This window comes from Streptomyces sp. MNU76, from assembly GCF_020982545.1.
GTDB lineage: Bacteria > Actinomycetota > Actinomycetes > Streptomycetales > Streptomycetaceae > Streptomyces.
The window spans coordinates 153,554-179,977 of record NZ_JAJKLK010000031.1 but is presented as its reverse complement, the minus strand read 5'-3'; the positions used below and the strand labels follow the sequence as shown (position 1 = coordinate 179,977).

Here is a 26,424-nt window from a genome sequence, read left to right as displayed (position 1 = left end):
GGATGGACATCCACCGGAAATGAATCACTTCCGGCCATCTCCGTGCTCATTTCCGCCGAGTATTCTTCCCAGCGGTATCCAAACGATTCCGGACGCCGCCAGTGCAGCAAGGAGGGAGCCTTTGGGCGGTCTTGCCCTTCGGGCGAGCACTGTGATCGGATATGAAAATCGGACGGCGAAGTTCTGGTCGATGAGGGAGAAAATGCACAGCTGTTCACGGTCGGCAATGGCGAAGTGCGAGAATCCGGTTCTCAACGTAGTTCACACACAGCCCATTTCCCGGGGAGCAGTTCACGGCAGGGAAGACCAGCTGGCCCAGACGATCGCCCAGCTGCGCGCCGTGGCGAGCACCGGGCGGAGCACGGTGCTGGTGATGGGGGCGGTTCCCGGCGCGGGCAAGACCCGCCTTCTCAGGGAAGCGGCCTCGCTCGCCGAAGGTGACGGCTTCATGGTGCTGGGCGCCGCCCCGGCCGGGCCCGACTCCACCCCCGGGGCCGTCATCGAGGCGGCACGGGCACGGCTCCCCGGCGCCGGGAGCACCCGCACCACCGTCGTCATCGACGATCTGCATCTCGCGGGCCTCCCCGCACTGACGACGCTGAACGACCTCATCGTGGCACTCAGAGGACGCCCGATCCTCTGGCTGCTCACCTTCACCACGGGACGCGACGCCCCACCCCGGGAACACCTGCGGACCTCTCTCGCCGGACTCCGCACCAGCCTCCCGGTGGAACACGTGCGGGAGCTGGGACCGATCGAGGGCGACGCGCTGGCACGACTGGTCGCCGACCACACGGGAGCCACCCCCGACCCGGCTCTCCTCGCCCTCGCGGAGAGCGTCAACGCCACCCCGCGCTCGGTGATCGAGCTGATTCGCGGCCTGGCGGAGGACGACGACCTGTGCCTGATCGACGGCACCTCCCGATTACAGCCCGCCCCACCCGGCGGCCCCTCGGCCGGGTGGGGCATCCCGGTGCCCGCTCCCGTGCCGAAACGCTTCTCCGCGACCGTCCAGCAAGACCTCAGGACACTGTCGGACCCCACCCTGAAGGCGCTCAGACTGGCCGCCGTCCTCGGATCACCGTTCGCACCGGAAGACCTGTCGGCCCTGCTCGGCGAAGCACCCGTCGGTCTGCTCGCGGCCGTGGACGAGGCCGTCGACCGGGGCCTGCTCGTCTGCGGCGAACGCGACCTCGCCTTCCGCACCGAGCCGATCTGGCGGGTCCTGCTCGACTCCGTACCGCCCCCGGTGCTCGCCCTGCTGCGCCGGCAGGCCGCGAAGATCCTGCTGCCGCGCCCCGAGGGCGTCGAGCGCGCCGCCCTCCAACTGGTCCACGTCACCCAACCCGGCAACACGGACGAACTACGCATCATCGCCGAGGGCTCCCGCAAACTCCTGCTCGCCGACCCCTCCACAGCCGCCTCGCTGGCCACCCGCTCCATGGAGCTCCTGGACCCCGGCACCCCCGAACGCGTGCGACTGGCACGGACCGCCGTCGAAGCGCTCACCAGAGCCGGCCGACTGGACCACGCGATCGCCCTGGCCAAGGACACCGTCGACGAGACAGCCCGCCTCGGCGCCCCCCTGCCGCCGGAGCTCGTCGAGGACGTCGCCGCGTTGCGGGCCTCGATGTCGACCGCACTGCTGCTCCTCGGCAACGCCCCACTCGCCCGCCGAGCGGCAGGCGACGCGCTCGCGCTGCAGCACGGCGGGTCCCAGCACCGCGAGGCGATCGTCGCCCACCTCGCCTCCTCCTACCTCACCGGCGACGTCACCGCCGTCCAGCGCGCACACCAGATCCTCGGCGCACCCGACCGCCACACCGGCGCCGTGCAGGTCGGCGCGATGACCTTCCAAGCCTTCGGCCAGTGGCGTGCCGGCGACGTCGGCGAGGCCGTGGCCACCCTGCGCAGGGCGGTCGCCCTCGACCGCGCCGACGACGAGGCGCCGATCCTCGACCCCCGCTGGTTCCTGACCTTCACCCTCGCGAGGACCGACGAGTACGAGCAGGCGGCGGCCGTCATCCGGAGCTCCGCCGCCATCGCCTCGAAACACGGCACGCTGACCACCGCGGTGCCCGCCGTGCTCCGCGCCCAACTGAACCTCGCACAGGGCCGGTTGGACGAGGCAGAGGACGACGCCAAGCTCGGGGTCGGCACCGACGGTCCCTATGTACCGATGCTCGCCCCCCAGGCATGGCTGGTTCTCGCCTCCGTGGCCCTGCGCCGAGGAGCGCTCACCCAGGCCGAGGAGCACATCACGACCCTGGAGAAGGACTTCCCCCAGCACGCCTCCAGCCCCTGGTGGGGCGCGCGGCTGCTGCTCAACGCGCAACTGGCCGAGGCGCAGGCCGACCAGCAGGCCGCGACGGAGATGCTGGCCGAGATCGGGGCACAGAACGGTGCGCTCCGCGAGGTCGTCCTGGAGGATCCGACCGCGGCCGCCTGGTGGGTCCGGTGCGCTCTCGCGGCCGAGCGGCCCGACCTCGTCTCGGCGGTGATCGAGGCGACGGAGCACCTCCGTGGACGCAACCAGTGCGTGCCCTCGGTGGTGGCCATGGCCATGCATGCCCGGGCGCTCGCCGAAGGGGACGCCGAGGCACTCGACCGGGCCGGGCGGCTGCACCGCAATCCCTGGGCGCAGGCGACCGCGGCCGAGGACCACGCCGGGCTGCTCCTCGACCGCGGGGAGCACGAGGCCGCCATCAGTGAGTTCGACAGGGCGATGAGTGCCTTCGGCGCGCTCGGCGGGGAGCGGGACGCCGCCCGGGTGCGGGCGCGGCTGCGAGGCTTGGGTGTACGGCGGCGGCACTGGACGCATGCGAAACGGCCGGTGTCCGGGTGGGAGAGCCTGACCAAGACCGAGCGGAAGGTGGCCGAGCTGGTGGCCGGAGGGCTCACCAATCAGCAGGCCGCCCGGCATCTGTTCATCTCACCGCACACGGTCGGGTTTCATCTGCGGCAGATCTACCGGAAGTTGGGAATTCGGTCGCGCACCGCGCTGATCCGGTTGAGGGCGTGAGGGCGGGGTGCGCCTCTTCAGGGGTTCCCACCAAGCGCGGTTGTCGGTGTACCACTCGATCGTTTCGATGAGGCCCTCCTCGAAGGGGATCCGCGACCTGTGGCCCAGCTCCCGCAGCTTGGCATCGGTCAGGGAGTAGCGGCGGTCGTGGGCCTTGCGGTCCCGCACCTGTTCGACGCTTCGCCAGTCGGCGTCGAGGGCGTTCAGGAGGCGGGTCGTGAGGTCCGTGTTCGTCAGCTCGGCCGTTCCGGCTATGTGGTAGACCTCGCCCGGTTCGCCCCGCTCGGCCACCAGGCGGATCGCTCGACAGTGGTCGTCGACGTGGATCCAATCGCGTACGTTGCCGCCGTCGCCGTAGAGCGGGACGGTCAGGCCGTCCAGGAGGTTGGTCACGAAGAGAGGGATGACCTTCTCGGGGTACTGGTACGGGCCGTAGTTGTTGCCGCAGCGCGTGATGCTCACCGGGAGGCCGTGCGTGCGGGCGTGGGCCAGGGCGATCAGATCGCCGCCTGCCTTGGCCGCCGCGTAGGGGGAGTTGGGGTTCAACGGGGCCGTCTCGTCCCAGGAGCCGGTGTCGATGCTGCCGTACACCTCGTCGGTGGACACATGGACGACGCGTGGGGTGCCGGCGTCGAGGCAGGCCCGCATCAGGGTCTGCACGCCGAGCACGTTGCTGTGGACGAACTCGTCGGCGTCGGCTATCGACCGGTCGACATGGGACTCGGCCGCGAAGTTGACGACGAGGTCGTGGCCGGGAACCACGTCGGCGACGAGACCGGCGTCCCCGATGTCGCCGTGGACGAAGGTGAAGCGGCCCTCGACAGGCTCCAGGTTGGCCGGATTGCCGGCATAGGTGAGTTTGTCGAGCACGGTCATTTCGTCCTCGTCGGCGTAGGAGCGTACGAAGTGGGAGCCGATGAAGCCGGCGCCTCCCGTGACAAGGATCTTCATGAGGTCACCTGCACCTTGCTGTGGTCGCCGAGGACGAGACGATGGGAGCGCAGGATGCGGGGCGTCGACGTCACCTCGACCTCGCGTCCGATGAGAGAGCGTTCGACGCGGCGCACGCCGACGATGGACGCCCCGCGCAGCACGATCGAGTACTCGACCTCGCTGTCGATGACCGAGCAGCCGCTGTCGATCGAGGTGAACGGGCCGATGTAGGAGTCCTGGATGCGGGATCCGGCGGCCACCACCACCGGGCCGACGATGCGGGAACCGGTGACGGTCGCGCCCTCCTCGATCACCACCCGACCGACCAGTTCGCTGGAGTCGACCACTCCCGAGCAGTCGGCCTCGACACCGTCCAGGACGAGGCGATTGACCTCCAGCATGTCGGCGACGTTGCCGGTGTCCTTCCAGTAACCGGACACGAGGGTCGACTCCACCCTGCAGTCCGAGTCGATCAGTTCCTGGATGGCATCGGTGATCTCCAGCTCGCCCCGCCAGGAGGGTTTGAGGCCGCTGACGGCGTCGTGGACGCGGGCGCTGAACATGTAGACGCCGACCAGCGCGAGATCGCTCCTGGGGTGCTCCGGCTTCTCCTCCAGACCGATCACCCGGCCGTCGGCATCCAGTTCGACCACGCCGAACGCGCGCGGGTCCGACACCCGGGTCAGCAGGATCTGGGCGTCCGGTCGGCTCACCCGAAAACGGTCCAGGAGAGCGCCGATACCGCCGACGACGAAGTTGTCACCGAGGTACATCACGAAGTCGTCGTCGCCGAGATAGTCCCGCGCGATCGCCACGGCGTGGGCGAGACCCAGCGGTGCCTCCTGAGGCAGGTAGGTGACGTCCAAGCCGAACCGGGAACCGTCGCCGACCGCGGCCTCGATCTCGGCTGCCGTGTCGCCGACCACGATGCCGACCTCCCGGATGCCCGCCTCGGCGATCGACTCAAGTCCGTAGAACAGCACCGGCTTGTTGGCGACGGGCACGAGTTGTTTCGCCGAGGTGTGCGTGATCGGCCGCAGCCGGGAGCCGGAGCCGCCGGCGAGCACGAGCGCCTTCATCGACGCCTCCGCAGTACGTCCGCCGCACAGGGATGTCCCTGCGGTTCGGCCTCAAAGCTAGGAGCCATCATCTCCCCAACTGTCCGTGGAAGGACCGGATACGTGATCCATGCTGGTGAACGCCGGAGAGCCGCACATCCCCCGGAGGCGGCCTCCACGGGTGGGTTTGCCGGTGCCGGGGCGACGTTCCCGCGCAACGCCGCACCCGCAGCCCACGCGACCACGTGGACTCAGGACCGACTCGCCCCTCCCGCCCGCCCGAGTGGCATCCTGGCGCTTCCCCAGGGGACGGAGGCGCTCGCGGAGGCGGCAACAGCGCGCGGGAGACGGCGTGTCACCACCTGGTACGCCGGTGCGCCCGCGATCGCCTCCGACTGCCCACTCCGGTGCCGACCGCGCCCCCCTCCGTTCCGCCCCGTCGCACACGAACGTGCCCTGCCCCTCGACGGTGAGGGGCAGGGCACGTCGGTGTACGGCCGTGGCCGTCAGTTCAGCACGGCGGGCAGGGCGCTCAGTCGACGGATCATCCACTCCGACTCCCACTCGACGGAGGAACCGGTGCTCAGCCGGGCCTTCGGGAACCGGCGCAGGAACTCCCGTACCGCGATCTGCGCCTCCAGCCGGACCAGGGAGGCACCGATGCAGTAGTGCGTACCGAGGCCGAAGCTGAGATGGCCGTGGCCGCCCCGGGCCGCCTCGAAGCTGTCGGCGCCCTCACCCGGCTTCCGGTTCGCCGCCGCGATGCTGACCTGCACGGGGGCACCCTTCGGGATCAGATATCCGCCGAGTTCGATGTCCTCGGTGGGGAAGCGCCAGGTGGGATGCGGGAACGGAGGGTGCACCCGCAGGGCCTCCTCGATCCAGCTCTTGATCTCCTCGTCGTTCCCCGGCCGCTCCTCGGGCGGTCGCCGCAACGCCTCGTACAGCGATGCGGAGATCAGGCTGCCCGTCGTCTCGTATCCGGTGATGATCATGCCGACGGTCCAGACGATCACCTCGCCCTCGGTGACCTTGTCCGGCCCGTCGGCGGCCGCGAGGAAGCCCGTGATGACGCCGTCCCGTAGCGGGGCGGGGTTCTGCACCCAGCTCTCCACGGCCCCGAACAGCGCGCCGACCGCCTCCTGACGGGCCGGGTAGTCGGAGGAGTACAGCATGACGTCGGTGATGCTGCGCAGCCGCCGCTCGGCCTCCAGGGGCAGCCCGAGCATCTCGGAGATGAAGGCCAACGGCACTCGGTGGGTGTAGTCGGTGACCACGTCGACCTCGGCGGAGTCCGAGGAACGCGACTGCTCCAGCTCGTCCAGGAAGCCGCCCACCTTGACACCGACCCGCTCGCCCCACCGTTCCGTGTTGCGCGGGCTCAGCACCGGCTGGTGCACCCGCCGGATGCGGGCGTGGTCCTCGCCATCGCTCATGATCATGGCCCGGGCGTACTCCGGGGGCGGCTGCGACCCCACCATCAGGCCCGGCTTGCGCATGAACTGGGGGACCAACGTGATGTCCTTGGCCATCTTGGGATGGGTGAGCGCGGTCCGCACCAACTCCGGGTCGCACACCACCCAGGCGTGCTCCTCCAGGTAGGGGATGCGCACGACCGGCGCCACCCGCGCGGCGGCCAGCAGCTCCGGCATGCAGTCGAACGGACCCGGATCCACGGGCATGTCGGTCAGAGGGGCTTCCGACAAGCCGGTCGGATCGGTCGGATCAGCCTGTTCCGTCGAGTCGGTCGTCTTCGTATGGGCGTTCAACGGGTGATACCTCCGGTGGGGATCTGGCCTTGGGAATCGGCCATGGACTCGATGAGATCGGCGGCTCGTCGGGGTGCGTCGACGCTCCGGTGCTCCTCGGCCAGTGCTCGTGCCCGCCGTCGGTGGCTCCCGTCGTGCAGCACGGTGGTCACCGCGTCACGCAGGTCGGCCTCGGACACGGGCCGCCGTTCGAGGACGACACCGGCACCGGCCCACTTCACCCGCGCCGCCACATCGGGCTTCTCCTCCGACCCCGGTACGACGACCAGGGGGACTCCTTGGGCGAGGGCCGCGTTGACGCCGTTGTAGCCGCCGTTGGTCACCATGGCGTCCACCCGCGGCAGCAGATGGTGGTAGGGGATGAACCGCTCCAGCCGCACGTTCGCCGGCAGCGGCCGGAGCCGTTCGACGTCCAGGTCGCTGCCGGTGGTGACCACGACCAGGACCTCCTGGTCGGCCAGGGCCCGTACGGCCGGGCGGAGCAGCCCGTCGACGTCGTTGGCGGTGGTGCCCTGGGTCATCAGCACCACCGGGCGGTCGCCATCCAGGTCCTCCCACCAGGCGGGCGGGTCGAAGTGCTTCGGGGGCAGTCCGAGGAGAGGGCCCACGAAGTGGGTGCCGGGGAGCAGATCGCTGCGGGGAAACTCGAAGGACGGCACGGTACCCAGCAGATAGAGGGCCGGCGGGCGGGCTATGTTCTCCATGGCGGAGGAGCGCAGCCGATCCAGGCCGACCAGGGCCCGGACACGGTCCGCCTCCTGGCGCATGTCCCGCATCACCACGTGGTCGGAGACGAACCGGAGCAGCGCGTTGCGCACCCGGCCCAGCGGTGACGAACTGGGGCCGAGCCCCCGGCCCAGGGGTGCGGTGTCCCGACTGCCCAGGATGTAGACGGAGTTGGCCAGCCACGCCACGGGGATACCGGTGCGTTCGCCGACGAAGCAGGCGCCGTAGCACATGTCGTCGGCGAGGATGCAGTCGGCCGGGAACCGTTCGAGGACCTTCGACAGGTCGTCCATCTGGCGGGGCGCGGTCCGGTAGAAGATGTCCCGGACGCCGATCTTGAAGTTCGCCGGTCCGCTCAGCCCCGCGTGCTCGGGGAACGCCTCCTCGCGGCTTCTGCCGCTGAAGTCGAGCTCGGGGCTCATGGGTTCGAAGTGCGCCCCGGCCCGCTCCACCTGCTGTTGGAAGGCCCGTCCGGTGTACCACCGCACCTCGTGGCCGCGCCGGGCCAGTTCGCATGCGACCTCCAGCATGCTCACGACGTGCCCCGGTGCCGGGGTGGTAGCGATCAAAACACGCGTCAACGTCGCCTCCGCGAGGGGTCTCGTGATCACCGATCGCGCCGGTCGGCCCGATGCCCCAGCGGGCCCGGGTCGACCTGACACGCACGCCAGCATCGCCTCGCCCGGCGGCTGGAACGGCGGCGACGGCAAAACCCCACGTACTCGCGCAGGGTGACACCGCCCTGCCGCGCCGACCACGTGGGCCGACGGCCCGTCGAACCATGCGTGCGCAGGTCCGCCGGGGGATGCGAACGCGCAGGGGCACGACGAAGGATTGCCTCCGGAGCACATTCCCCGCATCGCCCTTTCCCGGGATGAGGAAAGGCCCCGCGTTCATCCAGGACATGCCCCGGCCTCGGACTTCGCCTACTGGAGGAAACCTGTGACGGCACCCTTGCAGGACAGTGACGGGCCGGACGACGCCGTCGGCGGACCGAAGCAGGTCACCGTCATCGGCGCCGGTATCGCCGGCCTGGTGACGGCCTATGAACTGGAACGCCTCGGACATCACGTGCAGATCCTCGAAGGCAGTGATGAGATAGGCGGCCGCATTCACACCCACCGCTTCTCCGGTGCCGGTGAGCCCGGCCCGTTCGCCGAGATGGGGGCCATGCGTATCCCCGCCGGACACCGGCTGACCATGCACTACATCGCCGAACTCGGGCTGCAGAACCAGGTACGGGAATTCCGGACGCTGTTCTCCGACGACGCCGCCTACCTGCCGAGTTCCGCCGGATACCTCCGGGTGCGCGAGGCACACGACACGCTGGTCGACGAATTCGCCACCGGACTGCCGAGCGCGCACCACCGCCAGGACACCCTGTTGTTCGGTGCCTGGCTGGATGCCAGTATCCGGGCCATCGCCCCACGCCAGTTCTACGACGGACTGCACAACGACATCGGTGTGGAACTGCTGAATCTCGTGGACCACATCGATCTGACGCCCTATCGCTGTGGCACCGCCCGCAACAGGATCGATCTGCACGCCCTGTTCGCCGATCATCCCCGTGTACGGGCGTCCTGCCCGCCCCGGCTCGAACGCTTCCTCGACGACGTGCTGGACGAGACCAGCTCCAGCATCGTGCGGCTCAAGGACGGCATGGACGAACTGCCCCGCCGACTCGCCTCCCGTATCCGGGGGAAGATCTCCCTGGGCCAGGAGGTCACCGGCATCGACGTACACGACGACACCGTGACCCTGACCGTCCGACAGGGCCTGAGGACGGTCACCAGAACGTGCGACTACGTGGTGTGCACCATCCCGTTCACCGTCCTGAGGACGTTGCGGCTCACCGGCTTCGACCAGGACAAGATCGACATCGTCCACCAGACCAAGTACTGGCCGGCGACGAAGATCGCCTTCCACTGCCGAGAGCCCTTCTGGGAGAAGGACGGCATCAGCGGGGGCGCCTCCTTCACCGGCGGCCATGTCCGGCAGACCTACTACCCGCCCGCCGAGGGCGACCCCGCCCTCGGCGCGGTCCTCCTCGCCAGCTACACCATCGGCCCGGACGCCGAGGCCCTGGCCCGGATGGACGAGGCCGAGCGCGACGCCCTCGTCACCAAGGAACTCAGCGTGATGCATCCCGAGTTGCTCAGGCCCGGCATGGTCCTCGCGGTCGCGGGCCGGGCCTGGGGCGCCCACCGATGGTCCCGGGGCGCCGCCACCGTCCGCTGGGGCCAGGAAGCCGCCCTCCGCGAGGCCGAGCGCCGTGAGTGCGCACGACCGCAGAAGGGCCTGTTCTTCGCCGGCGAGCACTGCTCGTCCAAGCCGGCCTGGATCGAGGGTGCCATCGAGTCCGCGATCGACGCCGCGCACGAGATCGAGTGGTACGAGCCGCGCGCCAGCCGCGTCTTCGCCGCCTCCCGCCTCAGCCGCTCGGAGCGGTCGGCGTGAGCGTCTTCGACCTGCCCCGGCTGCACTTCGCCGGCACGGCCACCACACACCTGCCCACCGGCGCCCGCAGCGGCCTCGTCGACCTGGCCACCAATACGGCCCTCACGGCCGACGGCCGGCCCTTCCCGGCTCACCGCCCGCCCGCCGAGTACCACGACCACCTCGACCGGCTCGGCCCCCGCTACGACACGACCGGCCGACCGGCGCCCGACGGGCCCTTCACCGAGGCCAAGGGCGAGGACTTCGCCGGCAACGGACACTTCGCCGTCGACGCCCGGATCGTCGGCGTCGAGTGCCGCGCGGGCGAACTCGACACCGCCGACCCCGTGGTGGGACGGAGCGTCGACATGTGGGGGCACTACAACGAATACCTCGCCACCACCGTCAACCGGGCCCGCGTCTTCGACCTCGACCCGGCCTCCGAGTGGACCACCACCCTCATGGTGGGACAGTTCGGGTTCGGACGCGACGGGCGTTCCCACGACGTCGGCTACATGCTGACCGGTACCGTCCACGGCTTCCAACCGCCGAGGTGGCACAACCCCGGTCATGTGCGCGACCTCGGGGACGCCGAAGGGCACTGGCTGGCCGAACGTCTGCGCCGGTCCGTGGTCCACCAGTTCGTGGCGTCCGAGGACGACGAACTGACCTGGTTCGACGAGACCGATACCTCACCGGCGGTACGGCGGCTGCGGGACACGGTGGCCACAGAGGGGGTCGGCGGTCTCGTCGTACAGTTCGCGCTCAGCCACCGGGCCACCCCCGAGGCCCCCGACCGCCCGAGCCGCCTGCGGCTGCGCGGAACCATCGCCCCCTGGCTCCCGCACGAGATCCGGACCTACCCGGCGGGACGGCTGTTGACGCCCCGCCAAGGGCCGCACAACCGCACCGACCGTGGTCCGCACAACCTGACCGTGCGACTGGCGGACGACCACGCCACGTTCAACATGATCACGGCGCTGCCCACGTCCGACCGGACGGCGGGCGACGGCCGACCCGAGGCCGCACCGCTCGACCTCGGTGACCTCGAACTGCGTACGGCGCACACCGATCGACTGGTCGCCCGCCTGCCCCGGCAGGCCTATCTCGGGGACGCGTACGCCCTGGCCGGCGGGCTGGTCACCGTGCCTGTCGAGATGCCCGCGCACGAGGCCGCCCACGAGGCACTGCGCCTGGTGGGCACCGGACCCGACGGCCCGGTCGTCCATCTGCGCGAGAAGGAGATCAACGTCCAGGTCGACGACGCCTCCCTCATCCTGGAGCACCCCCGGGACACGGCCGACGCGGAGCACGACGTCGAGGTGCTCGTGCGGTCCTTCGTACGGGGCCGTCCGGCCGCCGTCGACGAGATCGGCGTACGGCAGTTCTTCAACCCCCGGGCGCTCCCCCGCGATCCGGTCGCGAGCGCCCCGGAGGCCCGGTCGTCCGACGTGGACATCGTCCGGGCGCGCGCGGGACGGCGGGACGACGACGGGCCGTGGTCGAGCGGTTGCCTCCTGAGCACGGACGACGACGGCCGGGGATGGCTGACCCTGCGGGGTGCGACGGCCGGTACCGCCCGCGTCCTGCTGTCCACCGGCCCGGACGACGTGCCGTGCGACCCGGACGCGCCGGGCTCCGCCGCCCTCGGCCACGACCAGGACAACACGCTCGATTACTGGCCCGGCGCCGGACACCTGTCGGTGCGGGTGCTGCCCGACGACTGGCGGCTGGACGGTGTCGGCGAGGACGAGGTCACCTTCGACCTGGTCTACCGGGAGGTCTTCGCCTACTACGAGCACGTCCACTCGTTCATGAAGGCCGAGGTCTTCAGCCTCGCGGACCGCTGCAAGGTGGAGACGTACGCCAAGCTGATCTGGCAGATGTGCGACCCGCGCAACAAGGCGAGGACGTACTACATGCCGCCCACGCGGGAGTTGTCCGCACCCAAGGCCCGTCTCCTGCTGACGTTCCTGCGGGCCCAGCAGAAGCCCGACGAGGTACTGCTGACGACGCCGGCCGTCGCGCGCGGCGGCCGGAGGATCACCACACGCGCTCGACTCGTCGAGGTGCTGCGCGACGCCGCCGCGATCGAACTCGCCGTCATGCTCCAGTACCTGTACGCCGCCTACTCGGTACCCACCCATGGCGTCGGCGCGGAGTACGTACGCCGGGGCCTGTGGACGCCCGAGCAACTGCGGCTCGCGTGCGGTGACGGCGGGGAGACCCTCGACGAGGGCATCCGCAGCATGCTGCTGACCATCGCCCGCGAGGAGATGATCCACTTCCTCCTCGTCAACAACATTCTCATGGCAGTGGGCGAACCCTTCCACGCGCCCCGGATCGACTTCGGCACCGTCAACCAACAGCTGGCCGTCCCGCTGGACTTCGCCCTGGAGCGCCTGGGGCCCGGCAGCGTGGAGCGGTTCGTGCAGATCGAACGGCCCGAGGACCTCGTCGACGAGGTACGGCGCGGCGACGCTCCGGCGCCCCCCGCCGCGTACGACGAGCGGCACCCGTACGCCTCGCTGAGCGAGCTGTACGCGGACATCCGGGAAGGGCTGGAGAGCGTCCCGGGCCTCTTCCTGGTGGACAGGGGCCGAGGAGGCGGCGAACACCATCTCTTCCTGCGCGAGTCCCTCAACCGGCGCCACCCCGACTACCAGCTCGAAGTCGACGATCTCTCCAGCGCGCTGTTCGCGATCGATGTCATCACCGAGCAGGGCGAGGGCGGCGTCCTCGACCCGCGCGCCGAGGAGACGTCCCACTACCACGCGTTCCTGCGCGTCTCCGACCTGCTGCGCGGCGCCCCGACGATCGGCGGACGGCCGGGAGGCGAACGCTGGAACCCGGCCTACCCCGTCGTACGGAACCCCACGCGCGGGCACGGGAACCCGGCGATGGAGACGGTCACCGACCCCGACGCCCGCGCCGTCATGGAGCTGTTCGATCGCGCCTACTTCATGGCGTTGCAGCTGATGGCCCAGCACTTCGGCGAGTGCCCGGACGCCAGTCTGCGGCGGTCGGATCTGATGAACGGGGCGATCGACATGATGACGGGCCTGATGCGGCCGCTGGCGGAACTGCTCGTCACCATGCCGTCGGGGCGCCGGGGCATGACCGCCGGACCTTCCTTCGAACTGCCCGAGCAGCCCGCGCCCGTCTCCCGGCCGGACGTGGCCAGACGCGGTATCGCCCGCCGCCTCGACGACCTCGCGGCGCGGTGCGCCAAGCATCCGCTCGTCCCCCCACGCGTGGCGGAGATGAGCGCCTTCTGGGCCGACCACTTCCGCCCGCCGAGCCGTTAGCGCCCGAGCACTTCCGACCGAAGGAGACGCATGCCATCCGCGACGCTGCCGCGGTTCGACCTCATGGGCTGGGACAAGGAGGACATCGCCCACCCCTACCCGGTCTACCGGCGCTACCGGGAGGCCGCCCCGGTCCATCGCACGGCGTCGGGCCCCGGAAGGCCGGACACCTACTACGTGTTCACCTACGACGACGTGGTCCGCGTCCTGTCCAACCGGCGGCTCGGCCGCAACGCCCGCGTGGCCTCCGGCGACACCGGCACCGACACCGCGCCCGTCCCGATCCCGGCCGAGCACCGCGCCCTGCGGACCGTCGTCCAGAACTGGCTGGTCTTCCTCGACCCGCCGCACCACACCGAACTGCGCTCCCTGCTCACCACCGAGTTCTCCCCCTCGATCGTCACCGGCCTGCGCCCCCGCATCGCCGAACTCGCGAGCGAACTCCTGGACCAGCTCCGAGCACAGCGCCGGCCTGATCTCGTGGAGGGCTTCGCGGCGCCCCTGCCCATCCTCGTCATCTCCGAACTGCTGGGCATCCCCGAGGAGGACCAAACCTGGCTGCGCGCCAACGCGGTGGCCCTCCAGGAGGCCAGCACCACCCGGTCGCGCGACGGCCGCGGCTACGCACGGGCCGAGGCGGCTGCCCAGGAGTTCACCCGCTACTTCCGGCGCGAGGTGGACCGGCGCGGCGGCGACGACCGCGACGATCTGCTCACCCTCCTCGTCCGCGCCCGGGACACCGGATCGCCGCTGAGCGTGGACGGCGTCGTCGGCACCTGCGTCCATCTGCTCACCGCCGGCCACGAGACCACCACCAACTTCCTCGCCAAGGCGGTCCTCACCCTGCGCGCCCACCACGACGTCCTCGACGAGCTGCGCACCACACCCGAGTCGACACCGGCCGCCGTCGAGGAGCTGATGCGGTACGACCCGCCCGTACAGGCGGTGACGCGCTGGGCGTACGAGGACATACGGATCGGCGACCACGACATCCCGCGCGGCAGCCGGGTGGTCGCCCTGCTGGGCTCGGCGAACCGGGACCCGGCGCGCTTCCCGGATCCCGATGTGCTGGACGTCCACCGCGCCGCCGAACGGCAGGTGGGCTTCGGCCTCGGAATCCACTACTGCCTCGGCGCGACCCTGGCCCGCGCCGAGGCCGAGATCGGCCTGAGGGCCCTGCTGGACGGCGTCCCCGCCCTCGGCCGAGGCACCCACGAGGTCGAGTACGCCGACGACATGGTCTTCCACGGCCCGACGCGGCTCCTCCTCGACCTGCCCGACGCCGCATGACCCCCCGGCCACCCCTTGCCCCCGGCCACCCCTCGACCTCGCACCAGCAGGAAGGCACAGCCATGACGCAGCAGTCCGACACCACCGCAGACTCGGTCGGTGAGGTGTACGACCAGTTCGCCGACGCCGGCGCCAGCACCGCGATGGGCGGCAACATCCACGTGGGGTACTGGGACGACGACCCCGAGGTGCCGATCGCCGAGGCCACCGACCGGCTCACCGATCTCGTCGCCGAGCGCCTCGCACTCCGCCCCGACCGGCATCTGCTGGACGTGGGCTGCGGCATCGGCGTCCCGGCTCTCAGGATCGCCGGAGCGCACGACGTCCGGGTCACCGGCATCACCGTCAGCCAGCAGCAGGTCGCCGAGGCGGCCGGGCGGGCGGTGGAGTCCGATGCCGGGGGCCGGGTCTCCTTCCGGCTGGCGGACGCCATGGACCTCCCCTTCGAGGACGTCTCCTTCGACGGCGCCTTCGCCATCGAGTCGCTGCTGCATCTGCCCGACCAGACACCCGCGCTCAGGGAGATCCACCGTGTCGTCCGCCCCGGCGGCCGGCTCGTCGTCGCCGACCTGTGTCAGCGACAGCCGTTCACCGGCGCCGACGAGGCGGTACTCGACGGGATGCTGCGGATGTACGAGATCGCCGGGATCAACACACCCGCCGAGCATCACGCGCGACTGGCGGAGGCGGGCTGGGAACTGCTGGAGCTGACGGACATCGGTGAGCGGGTCCGCGCCAGCTACGGGCATGCCGCCGCCGCGTTCCGGGGTCTCGCCGGGGCTCTCGACGCCGGGGCGGCGCAACAGATGGAGGCTGCGGCCGACCTGATGGAGACCTTCGGTGGGCATCCGCACGCCGGCTACGTCCTGATCACCGCGCAGCGGTCCTGACCGGACGGGGAGACCTGTGATGTCTTCTGCTCTCGGCCCGCCGTCCGCCGCCCTACGCCCGCGTGAGGACCGTGCGACGGCCGACCGTGTCGCCCTGTCCGCCGCGACCGCCCGCGGAGCCCGGTCGCGGACCGAGGAGGTGCGGGCCTGGCTGACCGAGCGGCGCCGTGCCCATGTGTTCGAGGTGACGCGGATACCGTTCGCGGAGCTGCGGCAGTGGCGGTTCGAGGAGGGCACCGGCAATCTCGTGCACCGCAGCGGACGGTTCTTCACCGTCGAGGGCATGCATGTCGTCGAGTCGGACGGGCCCTTCGGTGACGGCCCGTACCAGGAGTGGCAGCAGCCCGTCGTCCGCCAGCCCGAAGTGGGCGTCCTCGGCATTCTCGCCAAGGAGTTCGACGGAGTGCTGCACTTCCTGATGCAGGCCAAGATGGAGCCGGGCAATCCCAATCTGCTCCAGCTCTCCCCGACCGTGCAGGCCACCCGCAGCAACTACACACGGGCGCACCGGGGCACGGACGTCAAGCTCATCGACCAATTCCTCCGGCCTGCCCCCGACCGGGTCCTCGTCGATGTCCTCCAGTCCGAACAGGGCTCGTGGTTCTACCGCAAGTCCAATCGCAACATGATCGTGGAGACCGTCGACGACGTTCCCGAACTGGACGACTTCCGCTGGCTCACCCTCGGCCAGATCGCCGAACTGCTGCACGAGGACGACCTGGTCAACATGAACGCCAGGACCGTGCTGTCGTGCGTGCAGTACCCGGACACCTCCCCCGGGGCGCTGCTGTCCGACGCCCAGCTCCTGTCGTGGTTCACCGGGGAGCGCTCCCGGCACGACATTCGCGTGGAGCGCGTCCCGCTCGCCTCCGTGCGCGGCTGGAAGCAGGGTGTCGAGTCGATCGAGCACGAGGACGGGCGCTACTTCAAGGTCGTCGCCGTCTCCGTGCGGGCCGGCAACCGCGAAGTGGTCGACTGGGACCAGCCGTTGCTGGAGCCGGTCGGCCTGGGGGTCAGCGCCTTCCTGGTGCGCGAGTTCGAGGGCGTACCCCATGTCCTGGTCCACGCCCGGGCCGAGGGCGGATTCCTGGACACCGTCGAGCTGGCTCCGACCGTCCAGTGCACACCCGGCAACCACGCCCATCTCACCCCGGAGCACCGCCCGCCGTTCCTCGACACCGTCCTCGACGCCCGCCCCGAGCGCATCCGCTACGAGGCCGTCCACTCCGAGGAGGGCGGACGCTTCCTCAACGCCAGGAGCCGCTATCTGCTGGTCGACGCCGACGACGTCCCCCTCGCCCCGCCCCCCGGCTACACGTGGGCCACCCCGGGCCAGCTCAGGACCCTCACCCGGCACGGCCACTACCTGAACGTCGAGGCCCGCACGCTGCTGGCCTGCGTCAACGCGACGGCCGCACGGCCGCGAGGAGGACAGTGACATGGGGTACACACCGCTGATCACCGTGCTCGGTGCCTCGGGTTTCGTCGGGTCGGCCGTCACCCGAGCGCTGGCGTCCCGGCCCGTCCGGCTCCGGCTCGTCTCCCGTCGGCCCTGCGCCCACGCCCCCGGCGCGGCCGAGACCGATGTCGTCACCGCCGATCTCACCGACCGGGCCGCGCTGGCCGGGGCGGTTCAGGGTTCGGACGCGGTGATCCATCTGCTGCTGGGGGAGGGCGGCTGGCGGGCCGCGGAGTCCGACCCCGGTGCCGAGCACGTCAACGTCGGCGTCATGCGGGACCTCGTCGACGTACTGCGGCCCGCGCCCGGCGACGCCACACCCCCGCTGGTGGTGTACGCCGGTGCAGCCTCGCAGGTCGGGGTGCCGCCCCGGGAGCCCCTCGACGGCAGCGAACCCGACCGCCCCGAGACCGCCTACGACCGGCAGAAACTGACAGCCGAACACCTCCTGCTCAAGGCCACCGCCGAGGGCCGGGTACGCGGCATCGGCCTGCGCCTGCCCACCGTGTTCGGCGAGAGCACGGCGTCCGGCACCGGCGACCGAGGCGTCGTGTCGGCCATGGCGCGCAAGGCCCTCGACGGGCAGACGCTCACCATGTGGCACGACGGCACCGTGCGCCGCGACCTGGTCCATGTCGACGATGTCGCGGCGGCGTTCACGGCCGCCCTCGACCACCCGGACGCCCTCGTGGGCGGCCATTGGCTGATCGGCGCCGGCCGGGGCGACGCGCTCGGCGATGTCTTCCGGCTGATCGCCCTCACCACGGCCGAAGTCCTCGGGCGGCCCGCGGTCGACGTGGTCTCGGTCGAACCGCCCGCGCACGCCCCCGTGACCGACTTCCGCAGCGTCACCCTCGACTCCTCCGCGTTCCGGGCGGCCACCGGTTGGCAACCCCGTATCTCCCTGCCCGAGGCAGTGCGCCGCACCGTCACCGCCCTGGCCCGGGAGCGGACCGGGAGCCGGTGACAGCGACACCCTCGACCCCTACTCACCACAGGCGTACGGCTGTGCGCCGCAGCACTGGAAAGGCTGGACGATGACCACGCGTGTATGGGACTACCTGGCGGAGTACCGAGCCGAGCGGGCGGACATCCTCGACGCCGTCGAAACGGTCTTCGAGTCGGGCCAGTTGGTGCTCGGCGCGAGTGTGCGCGGCTTCGAGGAGGAGTTCGCCGCCTACCACGGGGTGGACCACTGCGTGGGTGTCGACAACGGAACGAACGCGATCAAGCTCGGTCTCCAGGCCCTCGGTGTCGGCCCCGGCGACGAGGTGATCACGGTGTCCAACACCGCCGCCCCCACCGTCGTCGCCATCGACTCCACCGGCGCCACCCCCGTCTTCGTCGACGTCCGCGAGGACGACTTCCTCATGGACACGAGCCAGATCGAGGCGGCCGTCACCGAACGCACCCGCTGTCTGCTCCCGGTCCATCTGTACGGCCAGTGCGTCGACATGGCGCCACTGAAGGAGATCGCCGCCCGGCACGGGCTGGTCGTCCTGGAGGACTGCGCCCAGGCCCATGGCGCCCGGCAGGGCGACACCATGGCCGGCACCACCGGTGACGCCGCCGCCTTCTCCTTCTACCCGACCAAGGTCCTCGGCGCGTACGGCGACGGCGGCGCCACGATCACCGGCGACGCGTCCGTGGCCGCACGCCTGCGACGCCTGCGCTACTACGGCATGGACGAGCGCTACTACACCCTGGAGACCCCCGCCCACAACAGCCGCCTGGACGAACTCCACGCCGAGATCCTCCGCCGCAAACTCCGGCGCCTCGACACCTACGTCAAGGGCCGCCGCGCCGTCGCCGAACGCTACGCCGACGGCCTCGCCGACACCGACCTCGTCCTGCCGCGCACGGTCCCCGGCAACGAGCACGTCTACTACGTGTACGTCGTCCGCCACCCCCGGCGTGACGCCATCATCGAGCGCCTCAAGGCCCACGACGTCCACCTCAACATCAGCTATCCGTGGCCGGTCCACACGATGACGGGCTTCGCCCACCTCGGCTACGCCAAGGGCTCGCTCCCGGTCACCGAGGCACTGGCCGGCGAGATCTTCTCGCTGCCGATGTACCCCTCGCTCGCCCCCGAGCTCCAGGACAAGGTCATCCAGGCCGTACGCGAGGTCCTCGCCACCCTGTGACCGCCCGTCAACTCTCTTTCCGTACCCCGCCGTTCGCCGAGTCACTGGAGCAGAAGTGAAAGCACGCCCGCTCACCGTCGAGGGAGCCGTCGAGTTCACCCCCCGCGTCTTCCCCGACGACAGGGGCAAGTTCGTCTCGCCGTACCAGGAGGCGGCGTTCACCGAGGCCCACGGCGCCCCGCTCTTCCCCGTGGCGCAGACCAACCACAGCGTGTCCCGGCGTGGTGTCGTACGCGGCGTCCACTACACGGCGGCGCCCCCCGGCACCGCCAAGTACGTCTACTGCGCCCGGGGCCGGGCCCTGGACATCGTCGTCGACATCAGAGTCGGTTCGCCCACCTTCGGCCGCTGGGACGCGGTGCTGATGGACCAGCGGGATCACCGGGCCGGCTATTTTCCCGTCGGGGTCGGCCATGCCTTCGTGGCCCTGGAGGACGACACCGTCATGTCGTACATGCTCTCCGAGAGCTATGTCGCCGAGCACGAACTCTCCCTGTCCGTCCTGGACCCGGCCCTCGGGCTGCCGATCCCCACGGACCTCGAACCGATCCTCTCCGAACGCGACCGCGCGGCCGTCACCCTCGCCGAGGCCCAGGAGAAGGGTCTGCTGCCGGACTACGCCCGCTGCCAGGAGATCGAGCGGGGACTCGCCCTCCGGGCGAGGCCCGTGGCGTAGCCCCGCACCGACGCGGCGCACGGCGGAGGCCGATGCTCCGCATCACCCCTGACCACCCCGGCGACCGTCCCTTCCTGGCGACTGTCCCTTTCTCACTGTTCTCACTGTCGATCGATCCGAAAGGCCGTTCCCATGACCGACTCCACCCAGACCCTGCCCGTGCCGGAAGCCGTCGGTGAGCTGTACGACCGGCTGACGCTGAGCGCGATGAACGACGGCTCGTTCAACCCCAATGTGCACATCGGCTACTGGGACACCCCGGGCTCCGAGGCCACCATCGAGGAGGCGATGGACCGCCTCACCGACGTGTTCATCGAACGGCTGAACGCGTACGCCACTTCCCACGTCCTCGACCTCGGCTGCGGGGTGGGCGGGCCCGGCCTCAGGGTCGTGGCGCGCACCGGGGCGCGGGTCACCGGCATCAGCATCAGCGAGGAGCAGATCAGGACCGCCAACCGGCTGGCCGCCGAGGCCGAGGTCGCCGACCGTGCCGTGTTCCAGCATGGTGACGCGATGAAACTGCCCTTCGCCGACGCCTCGTTCGACGCCGTGATGGCGCTGGAGTCGATCTGCCACATGCCCGACCGGCAGCAGGTGTTCACCGAGGTGTGCCGGGTGCTGCGCCCCGGGGGCCGGATCGTTCTCACCGACATCTTCGAGCGCCACCCGCGCAAGGCGGTACGACACCCCGGCATCGACAAGTTCTGCCGCGACCTGATGTCGACCACGGCGGACATCGACGACTACGTGGCGCTGCTGCACCGCTCCGGGCTGCGGCTGCGCGAGATCGTCGACGTCACCGAGCAGACCACGCTGCGCCTCGCCGACGAGATCGGCAGGCTCGCGGCCGTCGAGGAGCGCCCCGTGGCCATGGACGAGGGCAACTTCGACTTCGGCGACGACTCCTTCAAGCCCTCCGACCTGGCGGGCGTCGATGACTTCGGTTGCCTCCTGGTCACCGCCGAGCGCCCCTGACCCGCTGAAACGCCGGGAGGCCCAGGGGCACCTGCCCTCCCGGCGCCCGTCCCCCGGGCCACGAGCCCACGCGTCCGCGACACGGACCCACAAGGAGAGGCAGGAACGAGATGACGCATTCCGGTGAGCGGACCGATGTGCTGATCGTGGGCGGCGGCCCGGTAGGGATGGCGCTGGCGCTGGATCTGACGTACCGGGGCATCGACTGTCTGGTCGTCGACGCCGGTGACGGCAAGGTCCGGCACCCCAAGGTCAGCACCATCGGCCCCCGCTCGATGGAACTCTTCCGCCGCTGGGGCGCCGCGGACACGATCCGGAACGCCGGCTGGCCCGCCGACCATCCCTTGGACATCGCCTGGGTGACCAAGGTCGGCGGCCACGAGATCTACCGCTACCGGCGGGGCACGGCCGCGCACCGCCCGGCCTTCGTCCATACCCCCGAGCCCGATCAGATCTGCCCCGCCCACTGGCTCAACCCGGTGCTGATCGAGGCCGTGGGCGCCCACCCGGACGGCCCCCTGCGACTCCGTACGACCGTCGACGGCGTGCTCCAGACCGACGACCACGTCGAGGCCACCCTCACCGACCACGCCACCGGCACCACCGGCACCGTCCGGGCTCGCTTCCTGGTCGCCTGTGACGGCGCCTCCTCGCCCATCCGCCGGGCCTGCGGCATCGAGGCACCGGCCCGCCACCGTACGCAGGTCTTCCGCAACGTCCTCTTCCGCGCCCCCGAACTCAAGGATCGCCTGGGTGAGCGGGCCGCCCTGGTCTACTTCCTGATGCTGTCGTCCACGCTGCGCTTCCCCATGCGCTCGCTGAACGGCAGCGACCTGTACAACCTGGTGGTGGGCTCCGACGACGACACCGGCGCCCGACCCGACGCCCTGGCCCTGATCAAGGACGCCCTGGCCCTCGACACCCCGGTGGAGCTGCTCGGCGACAGCGAATGGCATCTCACCCACCGTGTCGCCGACCGCTACCGGGCCGGACGGGTCTTCCTCGCCGGCGACGCCGCGCACACCCTGTCGCCCTCCGGCGGCTTCGGACTCAACACCGGCATCGGCGACGCCGCCGATCTCGGCTGGAAGCTCGCCGCCACCCTGGACGGCTGGGCGGGACGGCACCTCCTCGACACCTACGACAGCGAGCGTCGACCGATCGCCGAGGAGAGCCTGAACGAGGCCCACGACAATCTGCGGCGCACCATGAAACGGGAGGTCCCGCCGGAGATCCACCTCGACGGACCCGAGGGCGAGCGGGCCCGCGCCGTGATGGCGGGGCGACTCGAGAACAGCGGCGCGCGTCGGGAGTTCGACGCCCCTCAGATCCACTTCGGACTGCGCTACCGCTCCCCGGCGATCATCGACGACCCCGACGCACCGATCCGCCAGGGGCAGCCGGACGCCGACTGGCGGCCCGGCAGCGAGCCCGGGTACCGTGCCGCGCACGCCTGGTGGGACTCCACGACCTCCACGCTCGACCTCTTCGGCCACGGCTTCGTCCTGCTCCGCTTCGCGGACCACGACGGCCTCCCGGCGATCGAGCGCGCGTTCGCCGAGCGGGGCGTACCCCTGACCGTGCACCAGGGACAGGACACGGAGATCGCGAAGCTGTACGCACGCTCCTTCGTCCTGGTCCGCCCCGATGGTCACGTCGCCTGGCGCGGCGACGACCTGCCCGGCGACCCCATGGCCCTGGTCGACACGGTACGAGGTGAGGCCGCGCCCCGTGAGCCGCGGGGCTGAGGCCCACGCGGACTCCCGTCCGCCGGTGGGACGGCTCGAACCGAACCCTTCTGACCTGTATGTTCCTACAGTCCGTGCACGGTGCGGACCCTGTAGGGACGCCCGGTAAACTCCGTACACGTGACTTCTGCGCCAGCCAAGCCCCGCATCCCGAACGTCCTCGCCGGACGCTACGCCTCCGCCGAGCTCGCCACGCTCTGGTCTCCCGAGCAGAAGGTGAGGCTGGAGCGGCAGCTCTGGCTGGCCGTGCTGCGGGCCCAGAAGGACCTCGGCATCGAGGTGCCGGACGAGGCGCTCACCGACTACGAGCGGGTCCTCGACACCGTCGACCTGGCCTCCATCGCCGAGCGCGAGAAGGTCACGCGGCACGACGTGAAGGCGCGGATCGAGGAGTTCAACGACCTCGCCGGGCACGAGCACGTGCACAAGGGCATGACCTCCCGCGACCTCACCGAGAACGTGGAGCAGCTGCAGATCAGGCTCTCCCTGGAGCTGGTCCGCGACCGTACGGTGGCCGTGTTGGCGCGCCTCGGCAAGCTGGCCGGGGAGTACGGCGAGCTGGTCATGGCCGGCCGCTCGCACAACGTGGCCGCGCAGGCCACCACCCTCGGCAAGCGGTTCGCGACGGCCGCCGACGAACTGCTCGTGGCGTACGGCCGGGTCGAGGAACTGCTCGGCCGGTACCCGCTGCGCGGCATCAAGGGCCCGGTGGGCACGGCCCAGGACATGCTCGACCTGCTGGGCGGGGACGCCGCGAAGCTGGCGGAACTGGAGGACCGGATCGCCGGGCACCTCGGTTTCGCGCAGGCGTTCACCTCGGTCGGCCAGGTCTACCCGCGCTCGCTGGACTACGACGTGGTGACCGCGCTGGTGCAGCTGGCGGCGGCCCCCTCCTCACTGGCCAAGACGATCCGGCTGATGGCCGGGCACGAGCTGGTCACCGAGGGCTTCAAGCCCGGCCAGGTCGGCTCGTCCGCCATGCCGCACAAGATGAACACCCGCTCCTGCGAGCGTGTCAACGGCCTCATGGTCATCCTGCGCGGCTACGCCTCGATGACCGGTGAGCTGGCCGGCGACCAGTGGAACGAGGGCGACGTGTCCTGCTCCGTGGTGCGCCGGGTCGCGCTGCCGGACGCCTTCTTCGCGCTGGACGGTCTGCTGGAGACCTTCCTGACCGTCCTCGACGAGTTCGGCGCGTTCCCGGCGGTCGTCGCGCGTGAGCTGGACCGCTACCTCCCCTTCCTCGCCACGACCAAGGTGCTGATGGGCGCCGTCCGGGCGGGCGTCGGCCGCGAGGTCGCGCACGAGGCCATCAAGGAGAACGCCGTCGCCTCCGCCCTGGCCATGCGCGAGCAGGGCGCCGAGCGCAACGAACTGCTCGACAAGCTCGCCGCCGACGACCGCATTCCGCTGGACCGGGCCCAGCTGGACGCGCTCATGGCCGACAAGCTCTCCTTCACGGGCGCCGCCGCCGACCAGGTGGCCGTCGTCGTCGGCCGGATCGAGGAGATCGTCAAGCAGCGCCCGGAGGCCGCCGGCTACACGCCGGGAGCCATCCTCTGACCCGCTACACCCAGGCCGAGCTGGAGGCCGCCCGCGACCGGCTGGTGCCGGACGTCACCGCGGACGGCCTCCGGGTCCTTTTCTGCGGCATCAACCCGGGGCTGATGACGGCGGCCTCCGGCCACCACTTCGCCCGCCCCGGCAACCGCTTCTGGCCCGTGCTGCACCTGTCCGGCTTCACGCCCCGGCTCCTGAAGCCGTCCGAGCAGGGCGAGCTGCCGTCGTACGGTCTCGGCATCACCAATGTCGTGGCCCGGGCCACGGCACGCGCCGACGAGCTGACGGCCGACGAGTACCTGGAGGGCGGCCGACTGCTGACCGCCAAGGTGCAGCGGCTGCGCCCGCGTTGGCTCGCGGTGGTCGGGGTGACCGCGTACCGCGCCGCCTTCGGCGACCGCAGGGCCGGCGTCGGACCGCAGGAGAGGACGATCGGGGACTCACGTGTGTGGGTGCTGCCCAACCCGAGTGGCCTGAACGCCCATTGGACGGCGGCGACGATGGCGGAGGAGTTCGCCCGGCTGCGGGTGGCGGCGGAGGGCTGACCGGCCGGGGCGGTCACGGGGGGTCCGTCTCCGTTATCAGCGCGACGAGTTGGAACGGCAGTTCCTTGTCCCACTGGGAGACGCCGAGGGCGACCCAGCGTCCGTCGACCTGCCAGAGGTGCAGGTCGGGGACGTGTGAGCTGAGCACCGCCCATGGCTCGGGTATGTCCTCGCCTTCCATCGACCGGTCGAGGACGCTCCACAGGCTGAACACCGCCGGGGCGCCCCAGCGCGCGGTGAGCAGCTCCGACAGGGCGTCCCGCTCCGCCTCGTACTGTTCCTCGGTCTCCTCGCGCCGTGAGCCGTCGTCCTCCCAGAAGTCGGCGCTCGTCCGTAACTCGGCGACGTGGTACCCCGGTCCGGCCGTGCCGACGTCCGACCGGCCGGGCTCCGCGGGGAACTCCTCGGAGCACAGCCGGTCGATCACGGCGAGGTGGTGGGCGATGCTGCTCATGCGGTCCAGTAAAGCGGTCACCACTGACAATTGGCACGGTGCCAGGTGGCTGTGCCGGGGGTCCCGCGCCCGGGCTCCGGCGCCAGGTGTCATGGCGGCCGGGCCGGGCCGTCGTGCGGGGGCCGCCGGGGATCCCGCAGGTCGGAGGCGGCGGACACTCGCCCGGGTGCGTCGTGGCGAGTACGATCCGGCAGACACGGGCGCGAGCTGGGAGGACGGGCGTTGGGGCCACTGACCGGCGGGGATCCTTCTCTGCTTCGAAGAATCAACTCGGCCGTGGTGCTGCACGCGCTGCGGGCCACGGATCACGCGACGCTGACCGAGATCACCAGGGTCACCGGGCTGTCCCGGCCCACGGTCGAGGGCGTCGTGGAGGGGTTGGTCGAGGCCGGGCTGGTGGTCGAGCGGGCCGCCGAGGAGGGGGCCGCCCGGCGGCAGGGGCGCCCGGCGCGGCGCTACCGGTTCCGGGCCGAGGCCGGCCATCTGCTGGGACTGGACGTCGGCTCGCACCGGGTGGCCGCGCTGCTCGCCGACCTCGACGGACGGGTGCTGGGCTCGCTGTCCAAGGAGGTCTCCGAGTCCGCGTCGGCGGACGACCGGCTGGAGCGGCTGCGCTCGACCGTCGCCGAGCTGCTGCGCAGGTCAGGTGTGTCGCGTGGTTCGCTGCGCGCGGTCGGCGTGGGCAGCCCGGGGGTCATCGAGGCCGACGGCGCCGTACGCCTGTGCGCGGCCCTGCCGGAGTGGACGGGACTGAACCTGGGCGAGCGGCTGAGCCGTTCCTTCAAATGCTCCGTGCTGGTCGAGAACGACGCCAACGCGGCCGCCGTCGCCGAGCACTGGAAGGGTGCCGCCACCGAGTCCGACGACGTGGTGTTCGTGCTGGCGGGACTGAGCCCAGGCTCCGGTTCGCTGATCGGCGGGCGGCTGCACCGGGGGTACGGCGGCGCGGCCGGGGAGATCGGCGCGCTGCATCTGTTGGGCCGGGAGGCCACCCCCGAGGCACTGCTGTCGACCACGGGCGAGCCCCTGCACCCGCTGGACGAGCAGGCGGTCGCCGAGGTCTTCAAGCACGCGCGCGAGGGCGACCCGCGGGCCCGGGAGGCCGTCGACCGCTTCATACAGCGGCTCGTCCACGACGTGACGGCCCTCGTCCTCGCCCTGGATCCCGAGCTGGTCGTCGTCGGCGGCTGGGCGGCCGGCATCGACGACGTCCTCGACCCCCTGCACCGCGAGCTGGCCCGCTACTGTCTGCGGCCGCCGCGCGTCGCCCTCTCCCGGCTGGGCGAGGCGGCCGTCGCCATGGGCGCGCTCCGGCTCGCCCTGGACCACGTCGAGGAACAGCTCTTCGCGGTGGAGGGCACGGTGACGGCCCGCCGCTGAAGCACGGCCGAACGCGAGAACGCCGCGCCCCGGGAGCCGGGGCGCGGC

General features: G+C 71.1%; 19 protein-coding genes. 14 read left to right on the top strand and 5 right to left on the bottom strand.

Translation table 11 applies throughout. The annotated features are described in order from the left end of the window. Window positions 1-340 precede the first annotated feature (340 nt). Window positions 341-3,022, top strand: coding sequence for a LuxR family transcriptional regulator (locus E4N62_RS46310; RefSeq protein ID WP_230224424.1), 2,682 nt, complete (start codon window positions 341-343; stop codon window positions 3,020-3,022). On the opposite strand, the gene rfbB is transcribed toward E4N62_RS46310, so the two are convergent. The 4 genes from rfbB to E4N62_RS46290 form a co-directional block, all read right to left on the bottom strand. Next, window positions 2,933-3,973: a dTDP-glucose 4,6-dehydratase gene (gene rfbB, locus E4N62_RS46305; RefSeq protein WP_230224423.1), complete on the bottom strand. Its 1,041-nt coding sequence runs from the start codon at window positions 3,971-3,973 to the stop codon at window positions 2,933-2,935. The genes E4N62_RS46310 and rfbB overlap by 90 nt on opposite strands. Next, window positions 3,970-5,034, bottom strand: a complete 1,065-nt coding sequence (locus E4N62_RS46300; protein ID WP_230224422.1) for a glucose-1-phosphate thymidylyltransferase — start codon at window positions 5,032-5,034, stop codon at window positions 3,970-3,972. The genes rfbB and E4N62_RS46300 overlap by 4 nt, the downstream gene beginning before the upstream one ends. A 485-nt stretch (window positions 5,035-5,519) precedes the next feature. Continuing rightward, on the bottom strand, window positions 5,520-6,695 hold the full coding sequence (locus E4N62_RS46295; protein ID WP_230224421.1) for a cytochrome P450: 1,176 nt from the start codon (window positions 6,693-6,695) through the stop codon (window positions 5,520-5,522). Between the two features lie 83 nt (window positions 6,696-6,778). Then, window positions 6,779-8,038: a glycosyltransferase gene (locus tag E4N62_RS46290; RefSeq protein ID WP_230224420.1), complete on the bottom strand. Its 1,260-nt coding sequence runs from the start codon at window positions 8,036-8,038 to the stop codon at window positions 6,779-6,781. A gap of 412 nt (window positions 8,039-8,450) precedes the next feature. Here E4N62_RS46290 and E4N62_RS46285 point away from each other — a divergent pair, with 412 nt between their 5' ends. The 12 genes from E4N62_RS46285 (at window position 8,451) to mug (ending at window position 24,542) form a co-directional block, all read left to right on the top strand. Beyond that, window positions 8,451-9,965 (top strand): NAD(P)/FAD-dependent oxidoreductase, encoded by a 1,515-nt coding sequence (locus E4N62_RS46285; RefSeq protein WP_230224419.1) that lies wholly within the window; start codon window positions 8,451-8,453, stop codon window positions 9,963-9,965. Further along, window positions 9,962-13,252 (top strand): ferritin-like domain-containing protein, encoded by a 3,291-nt coding sequence (locus E4N62_RS46280; RefSeq protein ID WP_230224418.1) that lies wholly within the window; start codon window positions 9,962-9,964, stop codon window positions 13,250-13,252. Before E4N62_RS46285 ends, E4N62_RS46280 begins: the two co-directional genes overlap by 4 nt. Window positions 13,253-13,282: 30 nt before the next feature. Beyond that, on the top strand, window positions 13,283-14,542 hold the full coding sequence (locus tag E4N62_RS46275; RefSeq protein ID WP_230224416.1) for a cytochrome P450: 1,260 nt from the start codon (window positions 13,283-13,285) through the stop codon (window positions 14,540-14,542). Between the two features lie 62 nt (window positions 14,543-14,604). Continuing rightward, window positions 14,605-15,432 (top strand): 3'-O-demethyl-4'-N-demethyl-staurosporine methyltransferase StaMA, encoded by an 828-nt coding sequence (staMA, locus tag E4N62_RS46270; RefSeq protein WP_230224414.1) that lies wholly within the window; start codon window positions 14,605-14,607, stop codon window positions 15,430-15,432. Window positions 15,433-15,451: 19 nt separating this feature from the next. Further along, window positions 15,452-16,870, top strand: a complete 1,419-nt coding sequence (locus tag E4N62_RS46265) for an NDP-hexose 2,3-dehydratase family protein (protein WP_230224412.1) — start codon at window positions 15,452-15,454, stop codon at window positions 16,868-16,870. A gap of 1 nt (window position 16,871) precedes the next feature. After that, entirely contained in the window at window positions 16,872-17,858 is a 987-nt protein-coding gene (locus tag E4N62_RS46260) for an NAD(P)-dependent oxidoreductase (protein ID WP_230224411.1), read from the top strand. A gap of 70 nt (window positions 17,859-17,928) precedes the next feature. Beyond that, the gene (locus E4N62_RS46255; RefSeq protein ID WP_230224410.1) at window positions 17,929-19,038 is read left to right on the top strand and encodes a DegT/DnrJ/EryC1/StrS aminotransferase family protein; all 1,110 of its coding nucleotides are present in this window, start codon (window positions 17,929-17,931) and stop codon (window positions 19,036-19,038) included. A 55-nt stretch (window positions 19,039-19,093) separates the two neighbouring features. After that, a complete protein-coding gene (locus tag E4N62_RS46250; protein WP_230224409.1) occupies window positions 19,094-19,714 on the top strand; it encodes a dTDP-4-dehydrorhamnose 3,5-epimerase family protein in 621 nt (206 codons plus the stop codon). Between the two features lie 132 nt (window positions 19,715-19,846). Then, on the top strand, window positions 19,847-20,689 hold the full coding sequence (staMB, locus tag E4N62_RS46245; RefSeq protein WP_230224408.1) for a 3'-O-demethyl-staurosporine methyltransferase StaMB: 843 nt from the start codon (window positions 19,847-19,849) through the stop codon (window positions 20,687-20,689). A gap of 110 nt (window positions 20,690-20,799) precedes the next feature. After that, on the top strand, window positions 20,800-22,437 hold the full coding sequence (locus tag E4N62_RS46240) for an FAD-dependent monooxygenase (protein WP_230224407.1): 1,638 nt from the start codon (window positions 20,800-20,802) through the stop codon (window positions 22,435-22,437). Window positions 22,438-22,557: 120 nt separating this feature from the next. Continuing rightward, entirely contained in the window at window positions 22,558-24,000 is a 1,443-nt protein-coding gene (gene purB / locus E4N62_RS46235) for an adenylosuccinate lyase (protein ID WP_230224405.1), read from the top strand. A 44-nt stretch (window positions 24,001-24,044) separates the two neighbouring features. Next, on the top strand, window positions 24,045-24,542 hold the full coding sequence (gene mug / locus E4N62_RS46230; RefSeq protein WP_230224404.1) for a G/U mismatch-specific DNA glycosylase: 498 nt from the start codon (window positions 24,045-24,047) through the stop codon (window positions 24,540-24,542). A gap of 13 nt (window positions 24,543-24,555) precedes the next feature. Here the strand turns inward: mug and E4N62_RS46225 are convergent, their stop codons facing one another. Continuing rightward, the gene (locus tag E4N62_RS46225; protein ID WP_230224402.1) at window positions 24,556-24,996 is read right to left on the bottom strand and encodes a hypothetical protein; all 441 of its coding nucleotides are present in this window, start codon (window positions 24,994-24,996) and stop codon (window positions 24,556-24,558) included. Between the two features lie 222 nt (window positions 24,997-25,218). Here E4N62_RS46225 and E4N62_RS46220 point away from each other — a divergent pair, with 222 nt between their 5' ends. Beyond that, window positions 25,219-26,376, top strand: coding sequence for an ROK family transcriptional regulator (locus tag E4N62_RS46220; protein WP_230224401.1), 1,158 nt, complete (start codon window positions 25,219-25,221; stop codon window positions 26,374-26,376). Window positions 26,377-26,424 lie beyond the last annotated feature (48 nt).